24 protein-coding genes and 1 tRNA gene are annotated in these 21,614 nt (G+C 67.0%); 6 read left to right on the top strand and 19 right to left on the bottom strand.

All coding sequences use genetic code 11. The annotated features are described in order from the left end of the window. Positions 1-94 precede the first annotated feature (94 nt). Entirely contained in the window at positions 95-637 is a 543-nt protein-coding gene (locus B5X82_RS05510; RefSeq protein ID WP_079647104.1) for a Pycsar system effector family protein, read from the top strand. Positions 638-650: 13 nt separating this feature from the next. Here the strand turns inward: B5X82_RS05510 and B5X82_RS05505 are convergent, their stop codons facing one another. The 8 genes from B5X82_RS05505 to hspQ form a co-directional block, all read right to left on the bottom strand. Further along, the gene (locus B5X82_RS05505; protein WP_079647103.1) at positions 651-1,556 is read right to left on the bottom strand and encodes an NAD-dependent epimerase/dehydratase family protein; all 906 of its coding nucleotides are present in this window, start codon (positions 1,554-1,556) and stop codon (positions 651-653) included. After that, positions 1,553-2,695: a glutamate 5-kinase gene (gene proB, locus B5X82_RS05500; protein ID WP_079647102.1), complete on the bottom strand. Its 1,143-nt coding sequence runs from the start codon at positions 2,693-2,695 to the stop codon at positions 1,553-1,555. The genes B5X82_RS05505 and proB overlap by 4 nt, the downstream gene beginning before the upstream one ends. Further along, complete coding sequence (gene obgE, locus B5X82_RS05495; RefSeq protein WP_079647101.1) at positions 2,680-3,717, bottom strand: GTPase ObgE; 1,038 nt, start codon at positions 3,715-3,717, stop codon at positions 2,680-2,682. The genes proB and obgE overlap by 16 nt, the downstream gene beginning before the upstream one ends. A gap of 52 nt (positions 3,718-3,769) precedes the next feature. Continuing rightward, positions 3,770-4,339 (bottom strand): TetR/AcrR family transcriptional regulator, encoded by a 570-nt coding sequence (locus B5X82_RS05490; RefSeq protein ID WP_079647100.1) that lies wholly within the window; start codon positions 4,337-4,339, stop codon positions 3,770-3,772. Positions 4,340-4,514: 175 nt separating this feature from the next. Beyond that, on the bottom strand, positions 4,515-5,087 hold the full coding sequence (locus B5X82_RS05485; protein ID WP_079647099.1) for a GNAT family N-acetyltransferase: 573 nt from the start codon (positions 5,085-5,087) through the stop codon (positions 4,515-4,517). Between the two features lie 179 nt (positions 5,088-5,266). Further along, positions 5,267-5,536, bottom strand: a complete 270-nt coding sequence (rpmA, locus tag B5X82_RS05480; protein WP_012050076.1) for a 50S ribosomal protein L27 — start codon at positions 5,534-5,536, stop codon at positions 5,267-5,269. Between the two features lie 26 nt (positions 5,537-5,562). Next, on the bottom strand, positions 5,563-5,925 hold the full coding sequence (gene rplU, locus B5X82_RS05475) for a 50S ribosomal protein L21 (RefSeq protein WP_079647098.1): 363 nt from the start codon (positions 5,923-5,925) through the stop codon (positions 5,563-5,565). 195 nt (positions 5,926-6,120) lie between these two features. Then, positions 6,121-6,483 (bottom strand): heat shock protein HspQ, encoded by a 363-nt coding sequence (gene hspQ, locus B5X82_RS05470; RefSeq protein ID WP_079647097.1) that lies wholly within the window; start codon positions 6,481-6,483, stop codon positions 6,121-6,123. Positions 6,484-6,636: 153 nt separating this feature from the next. On the opposite strand from hspQ, the gene B5X82_RS05465 reads away from it, so the two are divergent. Further along, positions 6,637-6,726 (top strand) — tRNA-Ser (locus tag B5X82_RS05465). 23 nt (positions 6,727-6,749) lie between these two features. Here B5X82_RS05465 and B5X82_RS05460 read toward each other — a convergent pair. The 3 genes from B5X82_RS05460 to B5X82_RS05450 all read right to left on the bottom strand — a co-directional run bounded on the left by B5X82_RS05460 (position 6,750) and on the right by B5X82_RS05450 (position 10,168). Beyond that, positions 6,750-7,727 (bottom strand): AraC family transcriptional regulator, encoded by a 978-nt coding sequence (locus B5X82_RS05460; protein WP_235862602.1) that lies wholly within the window; start codon positions 7,725-7,727, stop codon positions 6,750-6,752. A gap of 145 nt (positions 7,728-7,872) precedes the next feature. Continuing rightward, positions 7,873-8,664: an SDR family oxidoreductase gene (locus tag B5X82_RS05455; RefSeq protein WP_079647095.1), complete on the bottom strand. Its 792-nt coding sequence runs from the start codon at positions 8,662-8,664 to the stop codon at positions 7,873-7,875. Continuing rightward, positions 8,651-10,168, bottom strand: a complete 1,518-nt coding sequence (locus B5X82_RS05450; protein WP_079647094.1) for a flavin-containing monooxygenase — start codon at positions 10,166-10,168, stop codon at positions 8,651-8,653. Before B5X82_RS05450 ends, B5X82_RS05455 begins: the two co-directional genes overlap by 14 nt. A gap of 280 nt (positions 10,169-10,448) precedes the next feature. Between B5X82_RS05450 and B5X82_RS05445 the strand changes: the two genes are divergently transcribed. Beyond that, the gene (locus tag B5X82_RS05445; RefSeq protein ID WP_079647093.1) at positions 10,449-12,656 is read left to right on the top strand and encodes a thiamine pyrophosphate-dependent enzyme; all 2,208 of its coding nucleotides are present in this window, start codon (positions 10,449-10,451) and stop codon (positions 12,654-12,656) included. After that, the gene (locus B5X82_RS05440) at positions 12,649-13,680 is read left to right on the top strand and encodes an ACP S-malonyltransferase (RefSeq protein ID WP_079647092.1); all 1,032 of its coding nucleotides are present in this window, start codon (positions 12,649-12,651) and stop codon (positions 13,678-13,680) included. The genes B5X82_RS05445 and B5X82_RS05440 overlap by 8 nt, the downstream gene beginning before the upstream one ends. Before the next feature lies 1 nt (position 13,681). On the opposite strand, the gene B5X82_RS05435 is transcribed toward B5X82_RS05440, so the two are convergent. From B5X82_RS05435 to coxB, 8 genes are all read right to left on the bottom strand, one after another. Next, a complete protein-coding gene (locus B5X82_RS05435) occupies positions 13,682-14,314 on the bottom strand; it encodes an SURF1 family protein (protein ID WP_079647091.1) in 633 nt (210 codons plus the stop codon). Continuing rightward, the gene (locus tag B5X82_RS05430; protein ID WP_079647090.1) at positions 14,314-14,697 is read right to left on the bottom strand and encodes a DUF983 domain-containing protein; all 384 of its coding nucleotides are present in this window, start codon (positions 14,695-14,697) and stop codon (positions 14,314-14,316) included. Before B5X82_RS05430 ends, B5X82_RS05435 begins: the two co-directional genes overlap by 1 nt. Positions 14,698-14,784: 87 nt before the next feature. After that, positions 14,785-15,651 (bottom strand): cytochrome c oxidase subunit 3, encoded by an 867-nt coding sequence (locus B5X82_RS05425; protein ID WP_079647089.1) that lies wholly within the window; start codon positions 15,649-15,651, stop codon positions 14,785-14,787. A 34-nt stretch (positions 15,652-15,685) separates the two neighbouring features. Next, the gene (locus B5X82_RS05420) at positions 15,686-16,264 is read right to left on the bottom strand and encodes a cytochrome c oxidase assembly protein (RefSeq protein WP_079647088.1); all 579 of its coding nucleotides are present in this window, start codon (positions 16,262-16,264) and stop codon (positions 15,686-15,688) included. After that, positions 16,261-16,389, bottom strand: coding sequence for a hypothetical protein (locus B5X82_RS27200; RefSeq protein WP_268878208.1), 129 nt, complete (start codon positions 16,387-16,389; stop codon positions 16,261-16,263). The genes B5X82_RS05420 and B5X82_RS27200 overlap by 4 nt, the downstream gene beginning before the upstream one ends. Beyond that, positions 16,386-17,294 carry a heme o synthase gene (locus B5X82_RS05415; protein WP_079647087.1) on the bottom strand — a complete coding sequence of 303 codons (909 nt, stop codon included), beginning with the start codon at positions 17,292-17,294 and terminating at the stop codon, positions 16,386-16,388. The genes B5X82_RS27200 and B5X82_RS05415 overlap by 4 nt, the downstream gene beginning before the upstream one ends. Before the next feature lie 83 nt (positions 17,295-17,377). Beyond that, positions 17,378-19,066: a cytochrome c oxidase subunit I gene (ctaD, locus tag B5X82_RS05410; protein ID WP_079647086.1), complete on the bottom strand. Its 1,689-nt coding sequence runs from the start codon at positions 19,064-19,066 to the stop codon at positions 17,378-17,380. Positions 19,067-19,077: 11 nt separating this feature from the next. Further along, entirely contained in the window at positions 19,078-20,103 is a 1,026-nt protein-coding gene (gene coxB / locus B5X82_RS05405) for a cytochrome c oxidase subunit II (protein ID WP_079647085.1), read from the bottom strand. A gap of 191 nt (positions 20,104-20,294) precedes the next feature. On the opposite strand from coxB, the gene pyrE reads away from it, so the two are divergent. Together pyrE and B5X82_RS05395 are read left to right on the top strand one after the other, a co-directional pair. Next, positions 20,295-20,885 carry an orotate phosphoribosyltransferase gene (pyrE, locus tag B5X82_RS05400; protein WP_079647337.1) on the top strand — a complete coding sequence of 197 codons (591 nt, stop codon included), beginning with the start codon at positions 20,295-20,297 and terminating at the stop codon, positions 20,883-20,885. Then, positions 20,882-21,607: a pyridoxine 5'-phosphate synthase gene (locus tag B5X82_RS05395; protein ID WP_079647084.1), complete on the top strand. Its 726-nt coding sequence runs from the start codon at positions 20,882-20,884 to the stop codon at positions 21,605-21,607. The genes pyrE and B5X82_RS05395 overlap by 4 nt, the downstream gene beginning before the upstream one ends. The last annotated feature ends 7 nt before the right edge of the window (positions 21,608-21,614 follow it).

Here is a 21,614-nt window from a genome sequence, read left to right as displayed (position 1 = left end):
TGCGGCGGCATCGGGGCAAGCAAACGGCGGCGCTTGGCAGCCGCCGGTTCGCGATGCATAAACGCGACGATCGGATGTCGCTCCAGGGGGCTATGTGTCGACAGATCCCGTCAATCCCAACGGCCCGCGCGTTTACGCGCCGGATTTCATTCATCTGCTCCGCACCACGCAACAGATACAGTATCAGCTCAGCCAGATGGCCGACCAGAAGGCCAATCTGCTGATGGGCACGACCTTCGTCATCTTCACCGTGACGATCGGTCAGGCCAAGGCCGGGACCGGGCCCGCGGTCGCGCTGCTGATCCTGGGTGCGGCGGCCTTCCTGGCGGCTTTGCTCGCGGTGATGGCGGTGCTGCCGTCGACCAAGGCCGCGCCCCGCCCCGACGGACCCGCGAACCTGCTGTTCTTCGGTTCGTTCAGCCAGCTGAGCGAAGAGGAATTCGTCGCGATGATGCTCAAGACGGTGCAGACCCACGAAGCGGTGTTCGAGGCCTTCGCCCATGACATCTACCAGAACGGCCGGGTGCTGGCGCGCAAGAAGTACCGGCTGCTCGGCTATGCCTATCGGGTGATGGTCACCGGGCTGGTGCTCAGCTTCATCGCCTTCGTGCTCCACTTCACCATGGGGATCGGCTGAGCCCGCCGTTCCCCTACAGCCAGCCCTGCGCGCGGTACCAGTCGGCGGTGGCCTTCAGCCCCTCGGCGCCACCCACCCGGGGTTCCCAGATCTCGGCCGGCGGCCGCTGCGTCACGACCCAGTCGGGATGACAGAAATAGCGGACCCGGTCGGGCGTAAGCTTCGCCTTGTCGCCGAGGCGGAAGCGTTCGGCGGTCGCCGCGAGCCGCAGCGCGAAGCCGGGCACCGGCAGCGCCAGCACGCCCGGACGTCCGACCGCCGCGCCGATGAGCTTACCGAATTCGCGATGGCTATAGCCGTTCTCGGCTCCGTCATCGGGCTCGTAGGTTCGTCCGACCGCGGCGGGCGCTTCAGCCAGGTCGAGCAGCAGCCGGGCCATGTCCCCGGCCTCGATCAGCGACAGCCGCCCTTTCGGCGGTAGCGGCAGCACGCCCTTCGCCCGCGCGATCCGGAACAGTTCCAACATCTCGCGGTCGCCGGGGCCGTAGATGGCGGGAGGGCGAACGATCGTCCAGTCGAGCGGTGACTGGGCGACGAGCGCTTCCGACGCGGCCTTCGACCAGCCGTAGTTCGACAGGTCGGGCTCGCGCGCCGACAGCGACGAGACGTGGATGAATCGCGCGACCTCGGCCGCTTCGGCGGCCGTCAGCAGCGATGCGGTGCCGGTGACGTTGGCGGCGACGAAGCCCGCCAGATCCGGTGCGTTGATCGCGCCCGCGATGTGGAGGACGGCATCCGTCCCCTCGCACAGTTCGGCCAGGCTCCGGTGATCATCGAGCGTTCCGGCCACCCATTCGACATGAGGGCGCGGGAGCTGGGGACGACGGGCCAGCGCGCGAAGGCTGTGCCCGCGCTCGGCGGCGATGCGCAGGACATGACCGCCGAGGAAGCCCGTGCCGCCGGTGATGGCGAGGATCACAACAGGACCATATGATCGCGATGGACCAGCGCCGAACGCGGTGCATAGCCGAGGATCTGCTCGTGCGCATTGCTGCGCCGGCCGACGATCTTCGCCGCGTCGACCGTGTCATATTCGATCAGGCCGCGCGCGATCACCTGGCCGTCAGGCCCGACGATGTCGACCACGTCGCCGCGCGCGAAGCGCCCCTCGACCCGGACCGCGCCGGCGGCGAGCAGGCTGCGCCCCTGCGCGAGCGCGCCGACCGCGCCGTCGTCGACCTCGATCCGGCCCTTGGCGGTAAGCCGCCCGGCCAGCCAGGCCTTGCGCGCGGTGCCGATCTTCTCGCCCAGGAAGACGGTGCCGCGATGGTCGGCGTCGAACGCCGCAAGCGGATGATCGCGCTTGCCGGTGATGATCGCGAGATGGGCGCCCGAGCGTTGCGCGATGCGCGCCGCCTCCAGCTTGGAGATCATCCCGCCCGATCCCATGCCCGAGGCCGAATCGGCATCGGCCATCGCACGGATGCGCGCGTCGATGCGTGCCACCTCGGGCACCAGCCGCGCGGTCGGGTCGCGATGCGGGTTGGCGGTGTAGAGCCCGTCGATGTCGGACAGCAGGATCACCCCGCCCGCGTCGGCAGCCTGGCCGATGCGGGCGGCGAGCCGGTCGTTGTCGCCGAAGCGAATCTCCGCCGTAGCGACCGAATCATTCTCGTTGATCACCGGTACCACGCCCAGGCCGAGCAGCCGATGAAGCGTCGAGGCGGCGTTCAGATAGCGGCGGCGATCCTCGAGATCGTCGAGCGTGACGAGGATCTGCGCCGCGGTGAGCCCCTCGGCATGGAGCAGCTCGGCCCAGCAATGCGATAGCGCGATCTGGCCGGTTGCGGCCGCAGCCTGCGCATCCTCCAGGCTGGCGCGTCCGCCCTTGGGCAGCGCAAGCCGCCGCGCGCCGAGGGCGATCGCGCCCGAAGAGACGACCGCGATCCGCTGCCCCGCGCGGTGCCGCGCGGCAATATCGGCGACGACGCCCCGCAGCCAATCGCGCCGCACCCTCCCGTCGGGATCGACGAGCAGCGCCGAGCCGATCTTGACGACCAGGCGGGGGCAGGCGGCGGGGGTGAAGCGGGAAGCGGCCGGCGTCAGATCGGCGACCATGGCTCGTCATTCTCGTTGGCCGCGGTCGTCTCGGGCGCCGGGCCCAATATCTCGATGATCCTGTCGAGCACCGGCGGCAATCCCTCGCCGCTCGCTCCCGACAGGCGCATCACTTCGCCACCGCTGAGCTTCGCCAGCTTCTTCGCCAGCTTGTCGAGCGTCTTGGCATCGACCGCGTCGATCTTGTTGAGCGCCAGCACCTGCGGCTTGTCGGCCAGCCCCGCACCATAGGCGTCGAGCTCGCCCTGGACGATCTCATAGGCGCCGACGGGATCGTCGCCGCTCGCATCGACCAGGTGCAGCAGCACCCGGCAGCGTTCGATATGGCCCAGGAAGCGGTCACCGATGCCGGCCCCCTCGGCCGCACCCTCGATCAGACCAGGAATATCGGCGACGACGAACTCGCGCCCCTTGTGGGTCGCCACGCCGAGCTGCGGCCGGATCGTCGTGAAGGGATAGGCGCCGACTTTCGCCTTGGCGTTGGAGACGGCGTTGATGAAGGTCGACTTGCCGGCGTTGGGCAGCCCCACCAGCCCGCAATCGGCGAGCAGCTTGAGCCGCAGCCAGACCCACATCTCCTCGGCCGGCCAGCCGGTGCCGTGCTGGCGCGGCGCGCGGTTGGTCGAGGTTTTGTAGCTGGCATTGCCCCGGCCGCCGTCGCCACCCCGCAGGAAGACCTGGCGCTGGCCCGGCACGGTGAAGTCGGCCAGCACCTGTTCCTTGTCCTCCGACAGGATCTGGGTGCCGACCGGAACCTTGATCACCAGGTCCTCGCCACCGGCGCCGGTACGGTTCGATCCGGCGCCGCCATGGCCGCGCTGCGCCTTGAAATGCTGGGTATAGCGGAAGTCGATCAGCGTGTTGAGGCCGGGCACCGCCTCGAAGATGATGTCGCCCCCCTTGCCGCCATTGCCGCCGTCGGGGCCGCCATATTCGATGAATTTCTCCCGCCGGAAGCTGACGGCTCCCGGTCCGCCCGCGCCCGAGCGTATGAAAATCTTGGCCTGATCGAGAAAATGCATCGCGCGCCTTTATACGAAATGGCGGCGAAAAGAACCCTCCCAGCTTATCCGATCACCAGCCGCGCATGATCCGGAGCTGGGCGGCCAGGGTCTCGCGCGCCGTTTCGCGCGGGACTTCGAGGGCGTCGGCGATCGGGCCGCCGATCATCCCCTCCCCCAATGCGGTGAGCACGAGCATCTGCGTGATCTGCCGCAGCGGTGCACCGCGATACTCCCCCAGTTCCTCGACGAGGTTGTGAACCGCATCGAGGATGGGGGCGAGTCCCTCATGCTCGCCGGACAGGATCATCCATGACATCAGCGCCGCCATGCCCTGCTTCTCGAAGGCGTCGAAGGTGATGTCGACGATCTCACGCAGGTCGCCTTCGGTCTCGCGCACGCGGACGACCTTCGCCCCGATCTCGGCCGCGACCCGGCCGACCATCATCTCGGCCATCGCGCGGCGCAGTTCGCCGGCCGAGCCGAAATGGTGGAGGATATTGGCATGGGTGCGGTTGATCCGCTTGGCGACCGCCATCAGCGTCACGGCCTGCGGGCCTTCGTCAATCAGGATGCTGCGCGCAGCTTCAAGCGCGAGCCTCCGCATTTCATCGGTCGACAGGCGCGAACGTGTATGCGGCATCTGGAGGTCCTGACCATCGATGGCCGAACCGGGGGCCGGCGCAACCGCACGGCGACCCGTCCCCCGACCCGTTGGACGCGGCGATAGCATCGCGGACATGCCCCACCGCGCAGATTTTTCTGTGCGCGATAGTAGCCGCACTTGTCCTGGATCGCAAAGAGGACGGCGGGCGCCGTTATGCCGCGATCGCCTCCTCGCGATCATAGCCGGTCCGGAGCGCCGGAACCCCGCGGCCCGGCGCAAAAGCCGGCCGGACATAGTCGATGCAGCGTTCGACCGAGTTGCGCGCGCGGCACGTGCGGTTGCTGACCGTACCGGCGGCGACGAAGCCGAGCTTCTGCAGGACCCGTGCCGAGGAGGGGTTGTCGGCGAAATGGCCGGCGATGAGTTGCGGCAGCCGCACCCCGCGATCGGCAAGGTCGACCACCGCTCGGCCAGCCTCGGTCGCGAAACCGAGACCCCAATAGGGACGGGCGATCCAGTAGCCAAGCTCGACGCCGTCGTCGCATGCGGACAGGCCGATCCCACCCACCAGGCGCGGCGCGCCATGGGTGCGGGCGAAGATCAGGAAATCGGGCAATGGGCCGCGGTCGGCTGCAAGGAACGCCTCGGCATCCTCCAGCCGATAGGGCCAGGGGGCGCGGGCGAGCTTGCCGACCACCGAAAAATCATTGATCGCCGCGGCGAGCGCGGGCGCATCTTCCTTCCAGCCGGGACGCAACAAAAGCCGCTGGGTACGCGCGAACATGCAGATATCTCCTCTCCGCCGCCCCGAAAACGCCTGTGAACTGATAAGGTTACAGGGCAGCGACAATTTCCGGAGGGAGACACGAAAAAGGGAGAGGTTGCGACCCTCTCCCTCATCGGTCCGGCGTGCCGGACCATCGGGTCGCCCTCTGGGCGACCCGAATATGGGCTCGCCCGATGTTACTCGGCGGCTTCGGCCAGCGTATCGACGCTGACATATTTGCGGCCAAGCTTGCCGCTGTGGAACGCGACGCGGCCGTCGGTCAGCGCGAACAGCGTGTGATCCTTGCCGATGCCGACATTGCGGCCCGGATAGACCTTGGTGCCGCGCTGGCGGATGATGATGTTGCCGCCAATGACGAGCTCGCCACCGAACTTCTTCACGCCGAGGCGGCGACCGGCCGAATCGCGACCGTTGCGCGAAGAGCCGCCTGCTTTCTTATGTGCCATCTCAAACTACTCCGTTGGCTCTTCGATCAGGCTTCGGCGGCCGCCGGCGTATCCGCCTTGGCCTTGGCCGGGGCCTTCTTCGCCTTGGCTTCGCCACCGATCGACAGGATCTTCAGGATCGTGTGCTGCTGGCGATGGCCGTTCCGGCGACGATAATTGTGGCGGCGGCGCTTCTTGAAGACGATGACCTTCTCGCCCTTCGCCTGCGCGACGATCTCGGCCGAAACGGTCAGGCCCTTCACATCCTTCAGCTCGGCGCCTTCGCCGGCCAGCAGGACGTCGCCCAGCGACACGGTCGAGCCGGCTTCACCGGGAAGCTTCTCGACGACGATCTTGTCTCCCGCGGCAACGCGATACTGCTTGCCGCCCGTGCGCACGATAGCGAACATGGCCCTCATCACTTCTTCAAACTGTTAGCGCAAACGCGACGGCTCGTGGCCGTCAGCCCCACGCGGGAAAGCGGCTCGCTATAGGCACGACGCCTGAAAGTCAACCTTTATGGACGGGGGCCGAGGCCGAAAATATCGGCCGCGGAGCGAATCATCCGCCGACGGAAAAGGCCCGGCGGCGAATCGCCCCGCCGCCTATTGGCGATGCTCGCGGCGCAGCCGGTAGCGGCCATCCGCATAGCTGTCGAACAAGCCCGCGATCGCCGGATGGTCGACCAGCTCGTCGCTTTCGTCATGCACCAGATTCTGCTGGCTGACATAGGCGATATAGCTGCTGTCGTTATTCTCCGCGAACAAATGGTAGAAGGGCTGGTCCTTCGCCGGACGCATGTCCTCGGGAATCGCCTGATACCATTCCTCGCTGTTGGCGAAGACCGGGTCCACGTCGAACACGACACCGCGGAACTCGAACAGCCGGTGGCGCACGACGTCGCCAATCGCGAAACGGGCATGCGAAACGCTGGGCGACAGGATTCCCTGGTGCAGGGCGCCGGACATCGCCGGGATGGAAACGCTCTTCTGGATCACGGGACCAATGTAGGGAAGTCGCCGTTACTTGCAAGCCAACGCTTGGCAAACGCGAATCCGTCCGCTAAGGCCCCGCCCCTATCGACTGACGGATGGCTCCACGGCCATTCGTTCCATCTCTGCGGAGAGGTGCCGGAGTGGTCGATCGGGGCGGTCTCGAAAACCGTTGTGCGGGCAACCGTACCGTGGGTTCGAATCCCACCCTCTCCGCCATTCCTTCCCGGCGATATCGCCCCTCAGGACGAGCGTCCCCGCCTGAGGGTCTGCGACGGCTTTTCCCCGAAGACCGAGGCGTAGTAGGACGAGAAGCGCCCGAGCTGATCGAAGTTCCAGCGCATCGCCACGTCCGTCACCGACACGTCGGAATCGGGATCGAGCAGTTCCTCGCGCACGCGATCGAGCCGGTAGCGCCGGAGATACTGCATCGGCGTGACGCCGCGGAAGCGGCGGAAGCTTTCGAACAGCGTGCGGTTCGACACCTCGCTCGCGGCAACGAGATCGGCGATGCCGATATCCTCGGCCGCGTGCGCCACGATATAGTCCTCGGCCCGCTTGACTGCGCGCGGCACCACCGACGCGCCAGCCTGCATGTGGCCCGACAGCGAATGCCGGCGACTCATCAGCAAGGCGGTGAACAACGCCTCCTCGAAATGCCGGTGGGCCTTCGCATGGCCGAGCGTCGTGGCGCCGCTCTCGAAATCCTGCACGATGAGCTCGACCAGGCCGCGCGCGACCGCGAGCTCGGGCGTTTCCCAGCCCGGACGGTTCTCGAAATTCAGGGGTCCGGGAAGATAGCAGCCGAACCAGTCCTCGGCGAAGCGCTCGAGCGCGGCGCGCTCGACCCTGACGATCAGCTTATGGCAATGCCCCGACCAGCGCATGCTGACCTCGTCGTCGGGATTGAGCAGGCTGGCCTCGCCGGCCGCCAGGGCGAAGCGCCGGCCGTTGCAGCCGATCTCCGCACTGCCCGAGCGGAGGATCTGCAACAGGTAGAATTTCTCGAACGGCACCGGGTCGATCACGACGTCCCGGCCATAATCGACCCAGTTGACGGAGAGCGCGCGAACCGGCGCATGGTGGAAGCGAACCACGCCCTCTCCCAGCTCGGAGCCCGGCGTAAGGCGATGGGGGCAGAAGATCCTGCCGACGGCGTGACGGGCATGATCGAGATCCGTGGTGCTCAGGATCGCATGCCGCCTCAATTCCCCTGCCATTTGCATAGCATTCTCCGCGCGCCCGCTTCGGCAGCGCCGCCCACCTCCGATGCCGTGACCGACATCCGGAAGAGAGGCGCGGGCAGCCCGCGGGACAGGAGAGGCTATGCCATCAGCCACTCGCGCTCAACCTTCCAGGCGCGCATCAGGCCTGGCCCGACAATAGCGGCATCAACGGCACCCGGCGCTCGGGCCCCATCATCCCGTAGCCGCCGTCGACCGAGGTCTCGCTGCCGGTCATGTAGCTTGCCGCGTCGGAGGCGACGAAGGCGATGACGTTCGCCACCTCGCCCGCATCGGCGACGCGGCCGATCAGGTTGAGATCGCGCGCGACATCGTCGGCATGGGCTCGATCGCCGCCGGTCAGGCCGTCGAACGGATCGGACCAGATGTGCCCCAGCGTGACCATGTTCACCCGGATGCCGTCCTCCGCATAATCCATTGCCTGCGCGCGCGTCAGATGGGCGAGCGCCGCCTTGGACACGGGATAGGCCCAGCGGCCGACATGCGCGAACCGGCCCGAGATCGAGCCGATGTTGACGATGTTGCCGCGCGCCGCCTTCAGATGGGGCCGGGCGGTCTCGCCGAGGATGGCAGCCGACACCGCATTGACGTTGAGCGTGTCGAGCCATGTGGCGCGCGTCGTGGCCGGGCCGTCGTCGCCATAGGAACAGGCATTGTTGACGACGATGTCGAGCCGACCGAAGGCGTCGACCGTTCGCGCGACGAGCCTTGCGAGCGCCGCGTCGTCGGTGATGTCGGTGGGCACGAACAGCGCGCCGTCACCCAGTTCGGCCGCCAGCGCATCCCCCTTGCCGGCGCTGCGCGCGGCGACCGCCACCTTCGCGCCTTCCGCGTGCAGCTTGCGCACGATCGCCGCGCCGATCGAGGCGGCGCCTCCGGTGACGATCGCGACTTTTCCGTCAAGCCGAGCCATATTTCCTCCCTCGGGCCATGGTGGACGATGCGCCGGAAAAGCCGTGGCGCTTCAGCAGCCGCGGCAGCAATCCGGCATAGTCGGCGGCATCGATCGCAACGAACCAATGCTTGATCCGCGTCGTGACCGGCAGCTCCAGGTCGATTTCCCGCAGCAGTTCGTCGATATGGTGGACGGAGAAGGGGATGATGTTGGTCCCCTTCGAATGCTTGCCGTCGGTGCGCGCCTCCATCCACGCCAGCCGTTCGTCGACATAGGCGTTCTGCGCAGCATCGTCGGGCAGCGTCACGCCGCCGCGGAGCATGTCGGCGATCCAGAAGGCGCCGATCTCCGCGTTCAGCTGGCTGAAGAAGGAGGAATTATATCCGTTGAACGCGAGCCGGGGGACGCCGACCGGCAGCATCGAACGATAGAGGCGGAAATTGCCCTGGCTGTCGGTGACCTTCGCCAGCACGTCGGGCGCGAGGAAATCGCACCGCTGATGCCATCCCGTCCCGCAGACGATGACGCCCGCAGGAATGGTCGTCCCATCGGTGAGGCGCGCTTCGCCGGGGCGCAGCGAAGCGATCTCGGCCTTGTGGAAGCCGATCTCGCCCGCCGCGATCTTCTCGTAGAAGCCGTCGGTGACCAGGCTGACGGTCGATCGCGCGATCGTTTCGAGCTTGCCGGGCGGTTCGAGACCGATCTTCTTCAATCCGAGCTGGCGGCTGATGACGAACTGCACCGTCCTCATCATCAGGTTCCGCAGCGGCCTGCCCGGCCCATGCAGGAATTTCTCGAACCCCCTGATCCGGATGTAGGGGAACAGCCCCTCGCCCAGCCTGTTGAGGAACAGGTGCTTGAAGTTGACCAGCTTCGCCAGCTTCTTCGGGATCTTCCAGATCAGGTGGCGCGCGACGACCGTGGTGGTGGCGGCCACGCCCGAGATGGCGACCGCGGCATCGCAGGAGGACTTGCCATAGCCGACCACGATCACGTTCCGGCCGCGCGCCAGCCCGACGTCGGTGAACTGGCTGGTGTGCAGGATATGCCCGCCCGCCTCGACGAACGCGTCCGCGCCCTCGAACGGAGGAATGGCGGGTATCGAGAAGATGCCGTTGCAGACGATCAGGTAATCGACTTGCCGGTCGCTCGTCGCGCCGGACGCGGCATCGCGGGTGACGAGCGCCCATCCGTCCGCGACCGGCCGGGCCGACAGCACTTCGCTGTTCAGCCGGATGGCGTCGCGCAGTCCGAAATGATCGACATAGGATTCGAGATAGGCCTGCACCTGCGCTCCGGTCGGCCATTCCGGATAGGATGCCGGCATCGGGAAGTCGGCGAACGCATAGGTCTCGCGCGGATTCTGCGTCGTCAGGCCGGGATAGCGGCGCGAGGCCGACCACACGCCGCCGATGTCTGCCTCCTTTTCGAAGAGAAGGACGTCGAAGCCGAACTGCTTCAGCGTCTTGGCCGTGACGAGACCGGCGAGCCCACAGCCAACGATGCCGATCGATCGGATCATCCTACCCCATTCCCCTTGTGATATCGGGAAGCAGGCTATCGCTGGCGGCGAAGGCGGCGATATGCGCCAACTGCCGCGACTATGCGCCCGCTGCGGCGGAATGCGGCCGGGGCGTCGATAGCGACCAGTCTCGCGCGGGCTTCGCCTGCCGCCGATATTTGTGCCATGAAGGCGGCAGTGAAACGATAAGGCCCCGCCGCGTTGCGGGCCACGAAGAGAGCGAAGGCCCGGATGAGCCAGCAGGATGCCGACGTCGCGTCGGCCGCATGGGGATGCCGCCATGGACGCGGCTGAGACGATCCACGAGAATTTCCGCGCCGCGCTGCGATCGGGCGACCTGCCCGCGCGGCGATCCCGGCTGGGGCTGGCCGATGCCGGCATCACCGCACCGGCGTTGGTGGACCTTTTCCACTCGCAGGTGGTGAGTCGGCAGCTCGATCGCATCTCGCGCAAGCTGCAGGCGCGGGGCGAAGGCTTCTATACAATCGGCAGCTCGGGCCATGAGGGCAATGCCGCGCTCGCCGCCGCGTTGCGGCCCGGCGACATGGCCTTCCTCCACTATCGCGACGCCGCCTTCCAGATCCACCGATCGAAGCAGGTCCCCGGTCAGACCCCGGTCTGGGACATGCTGCTGAGCTTCGCCGCCTCGGCGGAGGACCCGATCTCGGGCGGGCGGCACAAGGTGCTCGGATCGAAGGCGCTCGCCATCCCGCCGCAGACCAGCACGATCGCCTCGCACCTGCCCAAGGCGGTGGGCGCCGCGTTCAGCATCGGCATCGCCGCGCGGATCGGGCTGGAGGACAGGCCGCTCGCCCCCGATTCGATCGTGCTGTGCAGCTTCGGCGACGCGTCGGCGAACCATTCGACCGCGCAAGGGGCGATCAACACCGCCGGCTGGGCCGCCTATCAGGGCATCCCGATGCCGATCATCTTCGCCTGCGAGGACAACGGCATCGGCATCTCCACCCGCACGCCGTCAGGCTGGATCGCGGCTTCGTTCCGCAGCCGCCCCGCACTCGCCTATCTCGCGTGCGACGGGCTCGATCTGCTCGACACGCTGCGCACCGCGCGCGCGGCGGCGGCGATCGCCCGCGAGCGGCGCAAGCCAGTGTTCCTCCACATGGGCTGCACCCGGCTCTACGGCCATGCCGGATCGGACGTGCAATCGACCTATCTGTCGCGCACCGAGATCGCCGAGAGCGACGCGCGCGATCCGCTGCTCCACGGCGCGGCGCTGCTCGCCGACCTCGGCATCCTGCGGCCCGACCAGATCCTCGACATCTACGAAGAGACCGAGGAGACGATCGCGCGCGCGGCCGAGGAGGCGATCCGCCGCCCCAAGCTGACTACACCGGCGCAGGTGATGGCAAGCCTGCTGCCGCCACGCCGCGCCGTCGCCGTGACCAACCTGCCCTCGCCCGAGCAGCGGGCCGAGACCTTCGGCGGCGACGCGGCGCAGATGGACAAGCCGCAGCATATGGCGCGGCTGCTGAGCTGGGCACTCGCCGACGCGATGCTGCAATGGCCGCAGATCGTCGTCGCGGGCGAGGACGTGGGTCCGAAGGGCGGCGTCTACAACGTCACCGCCAAGCTCCACCAGCGCTTCGGCCCGGCGCGAGTGATCAACACCCTCCTCGACGAGCAGAGCATCCTCGGCCTCGGTATCGGCTTCGCGCACAACGACCTGCTAGCGATCACCGAAATCCAGTTCCTCGCCTATGTCCACAATGCCGAGGACCAGTTGCGCGGCGAGGCGGCGACCCTGCCCTTCTTCTCGAACGGCCAATATGCCAACCCGATGATCGTGCGGATCGCCGGACTCGGCTATCAGAAGGGCTTCGGCGGCCATTTCCACAACGACAACAGCCTGGCGGTCTTCCGCGACATTCCCGGCATCGTCCTCGCTTGCCCCTCCAATGGGCGCGACGCGGTAGCGATGCTGCGCGAATGCGTGCGGCTGGCGATCGAGGAACGACGGGTCGTCGTGTTCGTCGAGCCGATCGCGCTCTACATGACCCGCGATCTCCATGCCGAGGGCGACGGCCTGTGGACCAGCGTCTACGAGGCGCCGGGCCGCGACACGCCGATCCGGATCGGCGAGGTCGGCCGCCATGGCGACGGCACCGACCTGGCGATCGTCAGCTATGCCAATGGCTATTATCTGTCGCGCCAGGCGCAGAAGCTGCTGGCCGACGAATATGGCATCGATGCGCGGGTGATCGACCTGCGCTGGCTCGCCCCGCTCGATCCCGACGCGATCCTCCGCGCGGTCGGCGACGCCCGCCGCGTGCTGATCGTCGACGAATGCCGGATCACCGGATCGCAGAGCGAGGCGCTGATGGCGATGTTTGCGGAGAAGGCGCCCGGCCTGCCGGTCAGCCGGATCGCCGCCGAGGACAGCTTCATCCCACTCGCCCGCGCCGCCACCCTGACCCTGCCGAGCCGCGATTCGATATTGGCCGCCGCGCTGGAGGCCGTTCGTGACTAAAAGGAAAGCGGTCGTCGTCTGCCCCGGCCGGGGCACCTACAACAAGGCGGAGCTCGGCTATCTCCACCGCTTCCACGCGGGGCGACGGGCGCTGATCGAGGGATTCGACCGCCGCCGCACCGAGCTGGGGCAGCCGACCCTGTCCGAACTCGACGGCGCGGCCAGCTACGCATCGGCGGTCCATGGCCATGGCGACAACGCCTCGGGCCTGATCTTCGCCTGTTCCTATGCCGACTGTCTGGCGATCGACCGCGACCGCTTCGACATCGTCGCGGTCACCGGCAATTCGATGGGCTGGTACACCACGCTCGCCTGCGGCGGGGCGCTCGACGCGACGCACGGCTTCGAGGTCGTCAACGCGATGGGCACCCGCATGCATGCGGAGGGCGTTGGCGGGCAGGTCGTCCACACCCTGCTCGACGAGGACTGGCGGCCGATCCCGGGGCGGCGCGAGCAGTTCCTCGACCTGGTCGACGCGATCCCCGACCTCCATGTCTCGATCGAGCTGGGCGGGATGATCGTCTTCGCCGGCAGCGACGCCGCGTTGCGCACGCTGGGCGAAAGCCTCCCCGCCGGGCCAGGCAGCTTTCCAATGCGGCTGCAGAACCACGCCGCCTTCCATACGCCGCTGCTGGAACCGATCGCCCAGGAGGCGCGGCGCAGCCTGCCCGTCGATTGGTTCCGGTCGCCCGCAGTCCCTCTGATCGACGGGCGCGGCCATGTCTGGCGGCCGCAGGCCAGCGACCTCGACGCGCTGTGGGACTATACATTCGGGTATCAGGTGACGCGCAGCTACGACTTCACCGGCGCGATCCGGGTCGCGGTGCGCGAGTTCGCGCCCGACTGCCTGATCGTTCTCGGCCCTGGCGAGACGCTGGGCGGCGCGGTGATCCAGTCGCTGCTCGCGATTGGCTGGCACGGCTGGGATTCGAAGGCCGCCTTCCAGGCCGGGCAGGCCGACCATCCCTTCGTCCTGTCCTGCGGCCGCGCCGATCAGCGCGACCGGGTGATCGCGGCCGGATAAGTCAGCGCCTGCGGTTCGGCATCGATCGGCGGTAGAGCGCCAGCGCGTAGATCACGAGCGCGACGCCCGCGAACAGGAACCACTGCACCGCATAGCTGATGTGGTTGTTGGGGATTGTCTCGATCGACGGCGGGACGCTCGGCGACAGGCCCTGGACGCCGCCATCGAGCACCAGCAGCAGCGGCACCGCACCGGCCGTCTTGCCCAGCACCCGGCGGGCGAGCACCTCGTCGGGGATCAGCAGCCCCCTGCCCTCGATCCGCGTGCCGACCGCCGGCAGCACCGGCCGGGCGTCGATCGCCCTCCAGCCGAGATCGGCCATGATCACCCGGCCGTCGATCAGCGCGCAGCCGACGATGGTGCGGAAACCCGTGCGGCCCGAGGCGTCGGTTCCGCCGAGCAGCGTCTCCTTCGTCGTCACCCGGCAGAGGACATGGGCATGGCGGAAGGCGATCGCGTCGGGATCGGCGCCGGGCGGCACTCCGTAGAGATCGGGCGCGTTGCGCGACGCCCGATAGCTTGCGAGCAGCCCGTCCTTCCAATGCGCGCGGCGAATCTGCCAGATGCCGAGCGCCACCATCGCGGCGATGGCGAGCGCGACGATCAGCGTCGGCAGCAAGGGCAAGCGGCGCATCAGTCGGGCTTTACGATCCGGCCCTCGCGCGCGGCGTTCTTATATTCGAGCGCGAGGAGCAATCCCTTGGCGAGGCGCAGCAGCAGCACTGTCAGCCCGACGGTGAGCGGCAGCCAGAGCAGCAGATGGACGATCAGCGGCGGCGACCATTTGAGCTCGACCAAGATCGCGAGCAGGCTGACCAGGCCGCCGACGATCAGGATGAGGAAAGCCGCGGCACCGTCCCCGACGTTGAAGGCCCGGTAATCGAGCCCGCAGCCGGCGCAGCGATCGGCGAAGCGCAGGAAGCCGGCGAACAGGCCCGGCGCGCCGCATCGCGGGCAAAGACCGCGCAGCGCGGCGTCGAAGGGAGCCGGCGGGGGCGGCGCGGACGGTTCGGGCATCGGCAATCCTTCCCGGTCGAAAATGAAAAAGGCGCGGCGGCAGGTCTCCCCCGCCGCCGCGCCCCTATGCGGTCATGGCCGTCGGCGTCAGCCGTGGACGGGAGCGCCCCAGCCACCCCAGACGTAGACGACGACGAACAGGAACAGCCAGACGACGTCGACGAAGTGCCAGTACCACGCGGCGGCCTCGAAGCCGAAATGCTGCTGCGGGGTGAAGTGGCCCTTATAGGCGCGGATAAGGCAGACGATCAGGAAGATCGTGCCGATCAGCACGTGGAAGCCGTGGAAGCCGGTCGCCATGAAGAAGGCGGCACCATAGTTGATGCCCTTAAAGGGGAACGGCGCATGCATATATTCATAGGCCTGGACGCTGGTGAACACCGCGCCGAGGATGATCGTCAGCCACAGGCCCTTCTTCAGCCCGTCGCGGTCGCCGTGCAGCAGCGCATGGTGCGCCCAGGTGACCGTGGTGCCCGAGCAGAGCAGCAGCAGCGTGTTGAGCAGCGGCAGGTGGAAAGCGTCGATCACCTCCAGGCCCTTGGGCGGCCAGATGCCCGCGGCGTGGGTGATGCTGTTCGGGCCCTCGATGATCGAGGTGGCGCCGTCCTTGAGCTCGAGCGCGACCGGGAAGAGCGAGAAGTCGAACCATGCCCAGAACCAGCCCACGAAGAACATGACTTCTGAGGCGATGAACAGGATCATGCCGTAGCGCAGGTGGAGCTGCACGACCGGGGTATGATCGCCGGCATGCGCCTCGCGGATCACGTCCGACCACCAGGAGAACATGGTGAACAGGACGCCGATCAGGCCGGCGAAGAACACATAGCCGCCAAAAGCGGCCTTGTGCATCCACATGATGCCGCCCGACGCCATGACCAGCGCCGACATCGAACCGATGAACGGCCAGATGCTCGGCGGTAGGATATGATAATCGTGGCTCTTAGCTCCGGCCATTTTCCGTGCCCCTGATGGTCTGATGGGAAGTCCCTTAACCGCCCGCCCGTTCGGAATCCACAGCGGATTTGTCGGGGAAGAAGGTGTAGGACAGAGTGATTTCGTTGAACTTGCCCGCTTCCTTATCCTTCAGGATCGCGGGGTCGACATAATAGATCACCGGCATGCGAATCGTCTCGCCGGGCTTCAGCGTCTGGCTGGTGAAGCAGAAGCACTGGATCTTGGTGAAATAGGCGCCGGCCAGTTCGGGCGTGACGTTGAAGCTCGCCGTTCCGGTGATCGGATGGTCGCTCAGGTTGGTCGCGGTGAAGAAGGCCATGTTCCGCGCGCCGATCGCGACACGGGCCACCCGCTTTTCGGGCGCGAAGCTCCACGGCAGCGACGGGGCGACGTTGGCGTCGAACCGCACATTGATCAGCTTGCCGACCACCGCGCCCGGGGCGATGCCGGTTTCGCTGCGCATCGTCGTGCCGCCGAAGCCGGTCACCTGGCAGAACATCCGATAGAGCGGCACTGCGGCATAACCGAGGCCCAGCATCGCGAGCGCGACCGCGGCCGCGATCAACCCGACCCGCAGGTTGCGGTCCTGCTGCGGAGGAAGCGCGTGGCTCATAGCATCTTCGCGATCGAGATGGCGTAGAACAGGATGACGAAGGCGCCGAGGATCAGCGCGGTGACGAGTGCGCGCGACTTCTGACGGCGGCGAATCTCGTCCTGTTCGTCAGGGGTGTAGTTCATGCCAGCACCTTGTCGGCGACGACGAGGCCGAAAATGAGGAACAGATAGAGGATCGAGAAACCGAACAGGCGGCGCTCGGCCTTCATTCTGGCCGGGTCGGTCTCGCGGCTGAAGCCGACCTGCGCCGCCAGCAGCAGGAACACCGCCGACAGCAGGCTTGCACCGATACCGTAGATCGCGCCGGTCAGGCCCATCGCCCAGGGCGCCACCGCGGCAGCAACCATCGGGACGGTGTAGAGCAGGATCTGGATACGGGTGGCGCGCTGGCCGGCGACGGCAGGCAACATCGGCACGCCGGCCCGGGCATAGTCGGAATTGATGAACAGGGCGAGCGCCCAGAAATGCGGCGGCGTCCACAGGAAGACGAGCGCGAACAGCAGCACCGGCAGGGTCTCGACCCGGCCAGTCGCAGCGGCCCAGCCGATCAGCGCCGGGAAGGCGCCGGCGGCGCCGCCGATGACGATGTTCTGCGGCGTCCGGCGCTTCAGCCAGACGGTGTAGACGACCACGTAGAAGAGGATCGAGACGGCGAGGATCGCCGCCGCGAGCAGGTTGAGGGCGAGGCCCATCAACAACACCGAGAAGATGCCGAGGCCGACGCCGAAGTGGAGCGCCGACTGCCGCTCCATCCGCCCGGCAGGCAGTGGACGGTTCGCCGTTCGCGCCATCATCGCATCGAGATCGGCTTCGTACCACTGGTTGAGAGCGCCGGCAGCGCCCGCGCCGAGCGCGATGCACAACACGGCGGTGAAACCGAGCACCGGGTGGATCGACTGGGGCGCCGCCAGCAGTCCGCACAGCCCGGTGAACACCACCAGGGTCAGCACGCGCGGCTTGGTCAGCGCGAGGAAGTCGCGCCAGTCGGCCGCGGCGGCCGTTGCAACGGGATAAGCCTTGCTCGCCATGACAATCGATTCACGTTCCTAATGAAACCGCCGCTCGGACGAGTCGTCGAAGCGGCGGCTCATTTCCATCCTACTACCGTCGATCAGTGACTGTGGTCGTCACCGATATGCGGAAGCTGCTCGAACTGGTGGTACGGCGGCGGGCTCGACAGGGTCCATTCGAGCGTGGTGGCACCTTCGCCCCAATAGTTGCCTTCCGCCTTCTTGCCCGCGAACATCGACCAGAAGACGTTGATGAAGAAGAAGATCATCGAGAAGGCCATGATCTCGTAGCCATGGGTGGCGATCGAGTTCCAGTGCTGGAAGGCGTCCGGATAGTCCGGGATACGCCGCGGCATGCCGTCGAGGCCCAGGAAGTGCATCGGGAAGAACAGGACGTTCACGCCGACGAAGAACAACCAGAAGTGCACCTGGCCCAGGAACTCGTTGTACATCCGGCCGGTCATCTTGCCGAACCAGTAGTAGAAGGCAGCGAACAGCGAGAACACCGCACCCAGCGAGAGCACATAGTGGAAGTGCGCGACGACATAGTAGGTGTCGTGCATGTAGTTGTCGACGCCGCCGTTGGCGAGCACGACGCCGGTGACGCCACCGACCGTGAACAGGAAGATGAAGCCGATCGCCCAGAGCATCGGCGTCTTGAAGGTGATCGAGCCGCCCCACATCGTCGCGATCCACGAGAAGATCTTGATGCCGGTGGGGACCGCGATCACCATCGTCGCGGCGGTGAAGTACATCTTGGTGTCCACCGACATGCCGGTGGTGAACATGTGGTGCGCCCACACGACGAAGCCGACGACACCGATCGCGACCATGGCGTAGGCCATGCCGAGATAGCCGAACACCGGCTTCTTCGAGAAGGTCGACACGATCTGGCTGATGATGCCGAAGCCCGGCAGGATCATGATGTACACTTCGGGGTGGCCGAAGAACCAGAAGAGGTGCTGATAGAGCACCGGATCGCCACCGCCCGACGCGTCATAGAAGGTCGTGCCGAAGTTGCGGTCGGTAAGCAGCATGGTGATCGCGGCGGCGAGGACCGGCAGCGACAGCAGCAGCAGGAAGGCGGTGACGAGGACCGACCAGACGAACAGCGGCATCTTGTGCAGGGTCATGCCCGGCGCGCGCATGTTGAAGATGGTCGTGATGAAGTTGACCGCGCCGAGGATCGACGAGGCGCCCGCGAGGTGGAGCGACAGGATCGCCATGTCGACCGAGGCACCCGCCGAGCCACTGGTCGACAGCGGCGCATAGACGGTCCAGCCGGTGCCGGCGCCATGGCCGGTGCCGCCCGAGAAGAAGGCCGAGCCGAGCAGCAGCGAGAAGGCCGGGATGAGCAGCCAGAAGCTGATGTTGTTCATCCGAGGGAAGGCCATGTCCGGCGCGCCGATCATGATCGGCACGAACCAGTTGCCGAAACCGCCGATGATCGCGGGCATGACCATGAAGAACACCATGATCAGACCGTGTGCGGTGATGAGCACGTTCCACATGTGCAGCGCGGTATCGAAATCGGGCGCGCCGCCCATCAGCTTCGTCCAGACCTGGAGATACTGGATGCCGGGCTCCGCGAGCTCGGCGCGCATCAGGCCGGAGATAGCACCGCCGATGATGCCGGCGACGATCGCGAAGATCAGGTAGAGGGTGCCGATGTCCTTGTGGTTCGTCGACATGAACCAGCGCTGGAAGAAGGCCGGCTTGTGGTCGGCATCATGATGGCCATGGTCCTCATGCGCCTGGAAGTGCGAAGCGGTTGCGGTGATGTCACTCATGATCTCGGGCCTTAGTTCTGCGCGGTCGCAGGCTGGGACGTAGCGGGCGCGGCCGGTGCGGCGGTGCCGGGCACGGCCGCGTCGGCCGCCGGAGCGGGAGTCGCAGCCTCGGGCGCGGCGGACGGTGCGGCGGCGGCGGCGTCCTCGCCCGGCATCTTGCCGCCCTTCGAGTGCACCCACTCGGCAAACTTGTCCTTCGAGACGACCTCGACCGCGATCGGCATGAAGCCATGGCGCGCGCCGCACAGTTCCGAGCACTGGCCGTAATAGAGGCCTTCACGCTCGGCCTTGAACCAGGTCTCGTTCAGGCGGCCGGGGACGGCGTCCATCTTGGTCCAGAAGGCGGGAACCGCCCAGCTGTGGATCACGTCGTTCGAGGTGACGATGACCTTGACCACCGCATCCACCGGAACGACCACCCGCTCGTCGACCGCCAGCAGGCGGGGCTCGCCGCGCTTCTTGGCCTCGGCGTCGGGCAGCATGTTCGAGACCAGCTCGAAATCGCCGTTGTCGGGATATTGGTAGGTCCAGTACCACTGGTTGCCGATCACCTTGATCGTCAGGTCGGGCTTGGGCTGCGCATATTGATGCGCGAGCAGCCGGATCGACGGGACCGCGATCACGAGCAGGATCAGGACCGGGACGAGCGTCCAGACGATCTCGATCAGCGTGTTGTGCGAGGTCTTCGACGGGACCGGATTCGCCTTGGCGCGGAACCGAATCACCACATAGCCGATGAGGATCAGGACGAAGATCGAGATGACCGTGATGATCGGCATCAGCAGGCTGTTGTGCAGCCACTGGGCGTCCTGGCCGACCTTGGTCACCTGCGGCTGGGGCTTGATGCCGCCGGGAATCGGCTGGCCGATATCGGCGTCGGGAGCGCGATGCTGGAACGCGGGCGCGGCCGGCGCGGCTTCGGCAGCCGGGGCCGCCACGGCGGGCGCCGCAGGAGCCGGAGCAGCTTCCTGAGCCTGGACCGCCACCGGAATGGCCGCCAGCGAAAGCGCCATCATGATAGTCTTCAACGTCTTCATCTTACCCCCGTGAAGCGCGGTGATTCCACGCCTGCCTGTTATCGGGCCCTACGAATTCGAGCGCCTTATAGGCGCGGCTCGCCTGTGCCTCAAGCACCGCTTGGCGCCGAATGCAAGCGGTTGAAGCGAATATATACTCTCTCTATCTGGGCGGATGCTGCGCAGCGGCAGCGTGAATCGGGATCCAGATGATGACGGACGAACAGGTACTCGCCGAATTTCGGGCAGCGGAAGCGCTGCTGGAGGGGCATTTCATCCTCTCCTCGGGGCTGCGCAGTTCCCGTTATCTCCAGTGCGCCCGCGTACTGATGAATCCCGCGCGCGCGGCGCGGTTGGCCGAGGCGCTGGCGTTCAAGATCCCCGACAAGCTGAAGATCCAGCTCGGTGCGGTCGTCTCCCCGGCGATGGGCGGCGTGATCGCGGGGCACGAGATGGGCCGCGCGCTCGGCCTCGACGCGATGTTCGTCGAGCGGCCTGAAGGCGTCTTCCACCTGCGCCGCGGCTTCCGGCTCGAGCCCGGACAGAAGGTGCTGTTGATGGAGGACGTCGTCACCACCGGCCTGTCGTCGCGCGAGGCGATCAAGGCGGTGGAGGAAGCGGGCGGCCGGGTGATCGCCGCTGCGGCGCTGGTCGATCGGTCGAACGGCACCGCCGATCTCGGCGTTCCCTTCTATCCGCTGATCCGACTCGACGTGCCGACCTACCAGCCCGAGTCCCTGCCGCCCGAGTTGGCGGCGATCCCCGCGGTGAAGCCGGGCAGCCGCGCGGCCGTCGCGGCGTGAGCAGGCTGCGCCTCGGGGTCAACATCGACCATGTCGCCACCATCCGGAACGCCCGGGGCGGCCTTCATCCCGATCCGATCCGCGCCGCCGAGATAGCCAGCGAGGCCGGTGCCGACGGCATCACCGCGCATCTGCGCGAAGATCGCCGCCATATCATGGATGACGATATCGCCAGGCTGATCGGCGGCATCGCCCTGCCGCTCAACCTGGAGATGGCCGCGACCGAGGAGATGCTGGCGATCGCGCTCCGCCACCGCCCCCACGCCGCCTGCATCGTCCCCGAACGGCGCGAGGAGGTGACGACCGAGGGTGGCCTCGATGCCGCCGGCCAGCACAATCACCTCAAGCCGCTGATCGCCAAGCTGAGCGACGCGGGCATCCGGGTCAGCCTGTTCATCGAGCCCAGCGCCCGTCAGATCGAGGCGGCGATGTCGCTGGGCGCGCCGGTGGTCGAGTTCCACACCGGCCGCTACGCCCATGCCGAGGGCGAGGAACGCGCGACCGAGCTGCGCCGCATCGCCGACGCCGCCGCGCTCGCCGCGAAGAACGGCATCGAGCCGCATGCCGGCCATGGCCTGACCTTCGACAACGTCACCCCGGTCGCGGCGATCCCGCAGATCGCCGAGCTCAACATCGGCCATTTCCTGATCGGCGAGGCGATCTTCGACGGGCTGGCCCCGGTGGTCCGCCGCATGCGCCAGCTGATGGACGAAGCACGGTGAGGAACGG

This window comes from Rhizorhabdus histidinilytica (assembly GCF_900167915.1).
Lineage (GTDB): Bacteria > Pseudomonadota > Alphaproteobacteria > Sphingomonadales > Sphingomonadaceae > Rhizorhabdus > Rhizorhabdus histidinilytica.
The sequence above is the reverse complement of the archived record's forward strand: the minus strand, read 5'-3'. Positions and strand labels throughout refer to the sequence as shown.

Excerpts from the sequence above, each read along its gene's own strand:
- B5X82_RS05450 (WP_079647094.1), bottom strand. The coding sequence starts at position 10,168 with ATGATCCGATCGATCGGCATCGTTGGCTGTGGGCTCGCCGGTCTCGTC.
- pyrE (WP_079647337.1), top strand. The coding sequence starts at position 20,295 with ATGACGGACGAACAGGTACTCGCCGAATTTCGGGCAGCGGAAGCGCTG.
- B5X82_RS05460 (WP_235862602.1), bottom strand. The coding sequence starts at position 7,727 with ATGGCAGGGGAATTGAGGCGGCATGCGATCCTGAGCACCACGGATCTC.
- obgE (WP_079647101.1), bottom strand. The coding sequence starts at position 3,717 with ATGCATTTTCTCGATCAGGCCAAGATTTTCATACGCTCGGGCGCGGGC.
- proB (WP_079647102.1), bottom strand. The coding sequence starts at position 2,695 with ATGGTCGCCGATCTGACGCCGGCCGCTTCCCGCTTCACCCCCGCCGCC.
- B5X82_RS05420 (WP_079647088.1), bottom strand. The coding sequence starts at position 16,264 with ATGAGCCACGCGCTTCCTCCGCAGCAGGACCGCAACCTGCGGGTCGGG.
- B5X82_RS05490 (WP_079647100.1), bottom strand. The coding sequence starts at position 4,339 with ATGCCGCATACACGTTCGCGCCTGTCGACCGATGAAATGCGGAGGCTC.
- B5X82_RS05485 (WP_079647099.1), bottom strand. The coding sequence starts at position 5,087 with ATGTTCGCGCGTACCCAGCGGCTTTTGTTGCGTCCCGGCTGGAAGGAA.
- coxB (WP_079647085.1), bottom strand. The coding sequence starts at position 20,103 with ATGAAGACGTTGAAGACTATCATGATGGCGCTTTCGCTGGCGGCCATT.
- B5X82_RS05425 (WP_079647089.1), bottom strand. The coding sequence starts at position 15,651 with ATGGCCGGAGCTAAGAGCCACGATTATCATATCCTACCGCCGAGCATC.
- ctaD (WP_079647086.1), bottom strand. The coding sequence starts at position 19,066 with ATGAGTGACATCACCGCAACCGCTTCGCACTTCCAGGCGCATGAGGAC.
- rpmA (WP_012050076.1), bottom strand. The coding sequence starts at position 5,536 with ATGGCACATAAGAAAGCAGGCGGCTCTTCGCGCAACGGTCGCGATTCG.
- B5X82_RS05430 (WP_079647090.1), bottom strand. The coding sequence starts at position 14,697 with ATGCCCGAACCGTCCGCGCCGCCCCCGCCGGCTCCCTTCGACGCCGCG.
- hspQ (WP_079647097.1), bottom strand. The coding sequence starts at position 6,483 with ATGTCCGGCGCCCTGCACCAGGGAATCCTGTCGCCCAGCGTTTCGCAT.
- rplU (WP_079647098.1), bottom strand. The coding sequence starts at position 5,925 with ATGTTCGCTATCGTGCGCACGGGCGGCAAGCAGTATCGCGTTGCCGCG.
- B5X82_RS05415 (WP_079647087.1), bottom strand. The coding sequence starts at position 17,294 with ATGGCGAGCAAGGCTTATCCCGTTGCAACGGCCGCCGCGGCCGACTGG.
- B5X82_RS05445 (WP_079647093.1), top strand. The coding sequence starts at position 10,449 with ATGGACGCGGCTGAGACGATCCACGAGAATTTCCGCGCCGCGCTGCGA.
- B5X82_RS27200 (WP_268878208.1), bottom strand. The coding sequence starts at position 16,389 with ATGAACTACACCCCTGACGAACAGGACGAGATTCGCCGCCGTCAGAAG.
- B5X82_RS05455 (WP_079647095.1), bottom strand. The coding sequence starts at position 8,664 with ATGGCTCGGCTTGACGGAAAAGTCGCGATCGTCACCGGAGGCGCCGCC.
- B5X82_RS05435 (WP_079647091.1), bottom strand. The coding sequence starts at position 14,314 with ATGCGCCGCTTGCCCTTGCTGCCGACGCTGATCGTCGCGCTCGCCATC.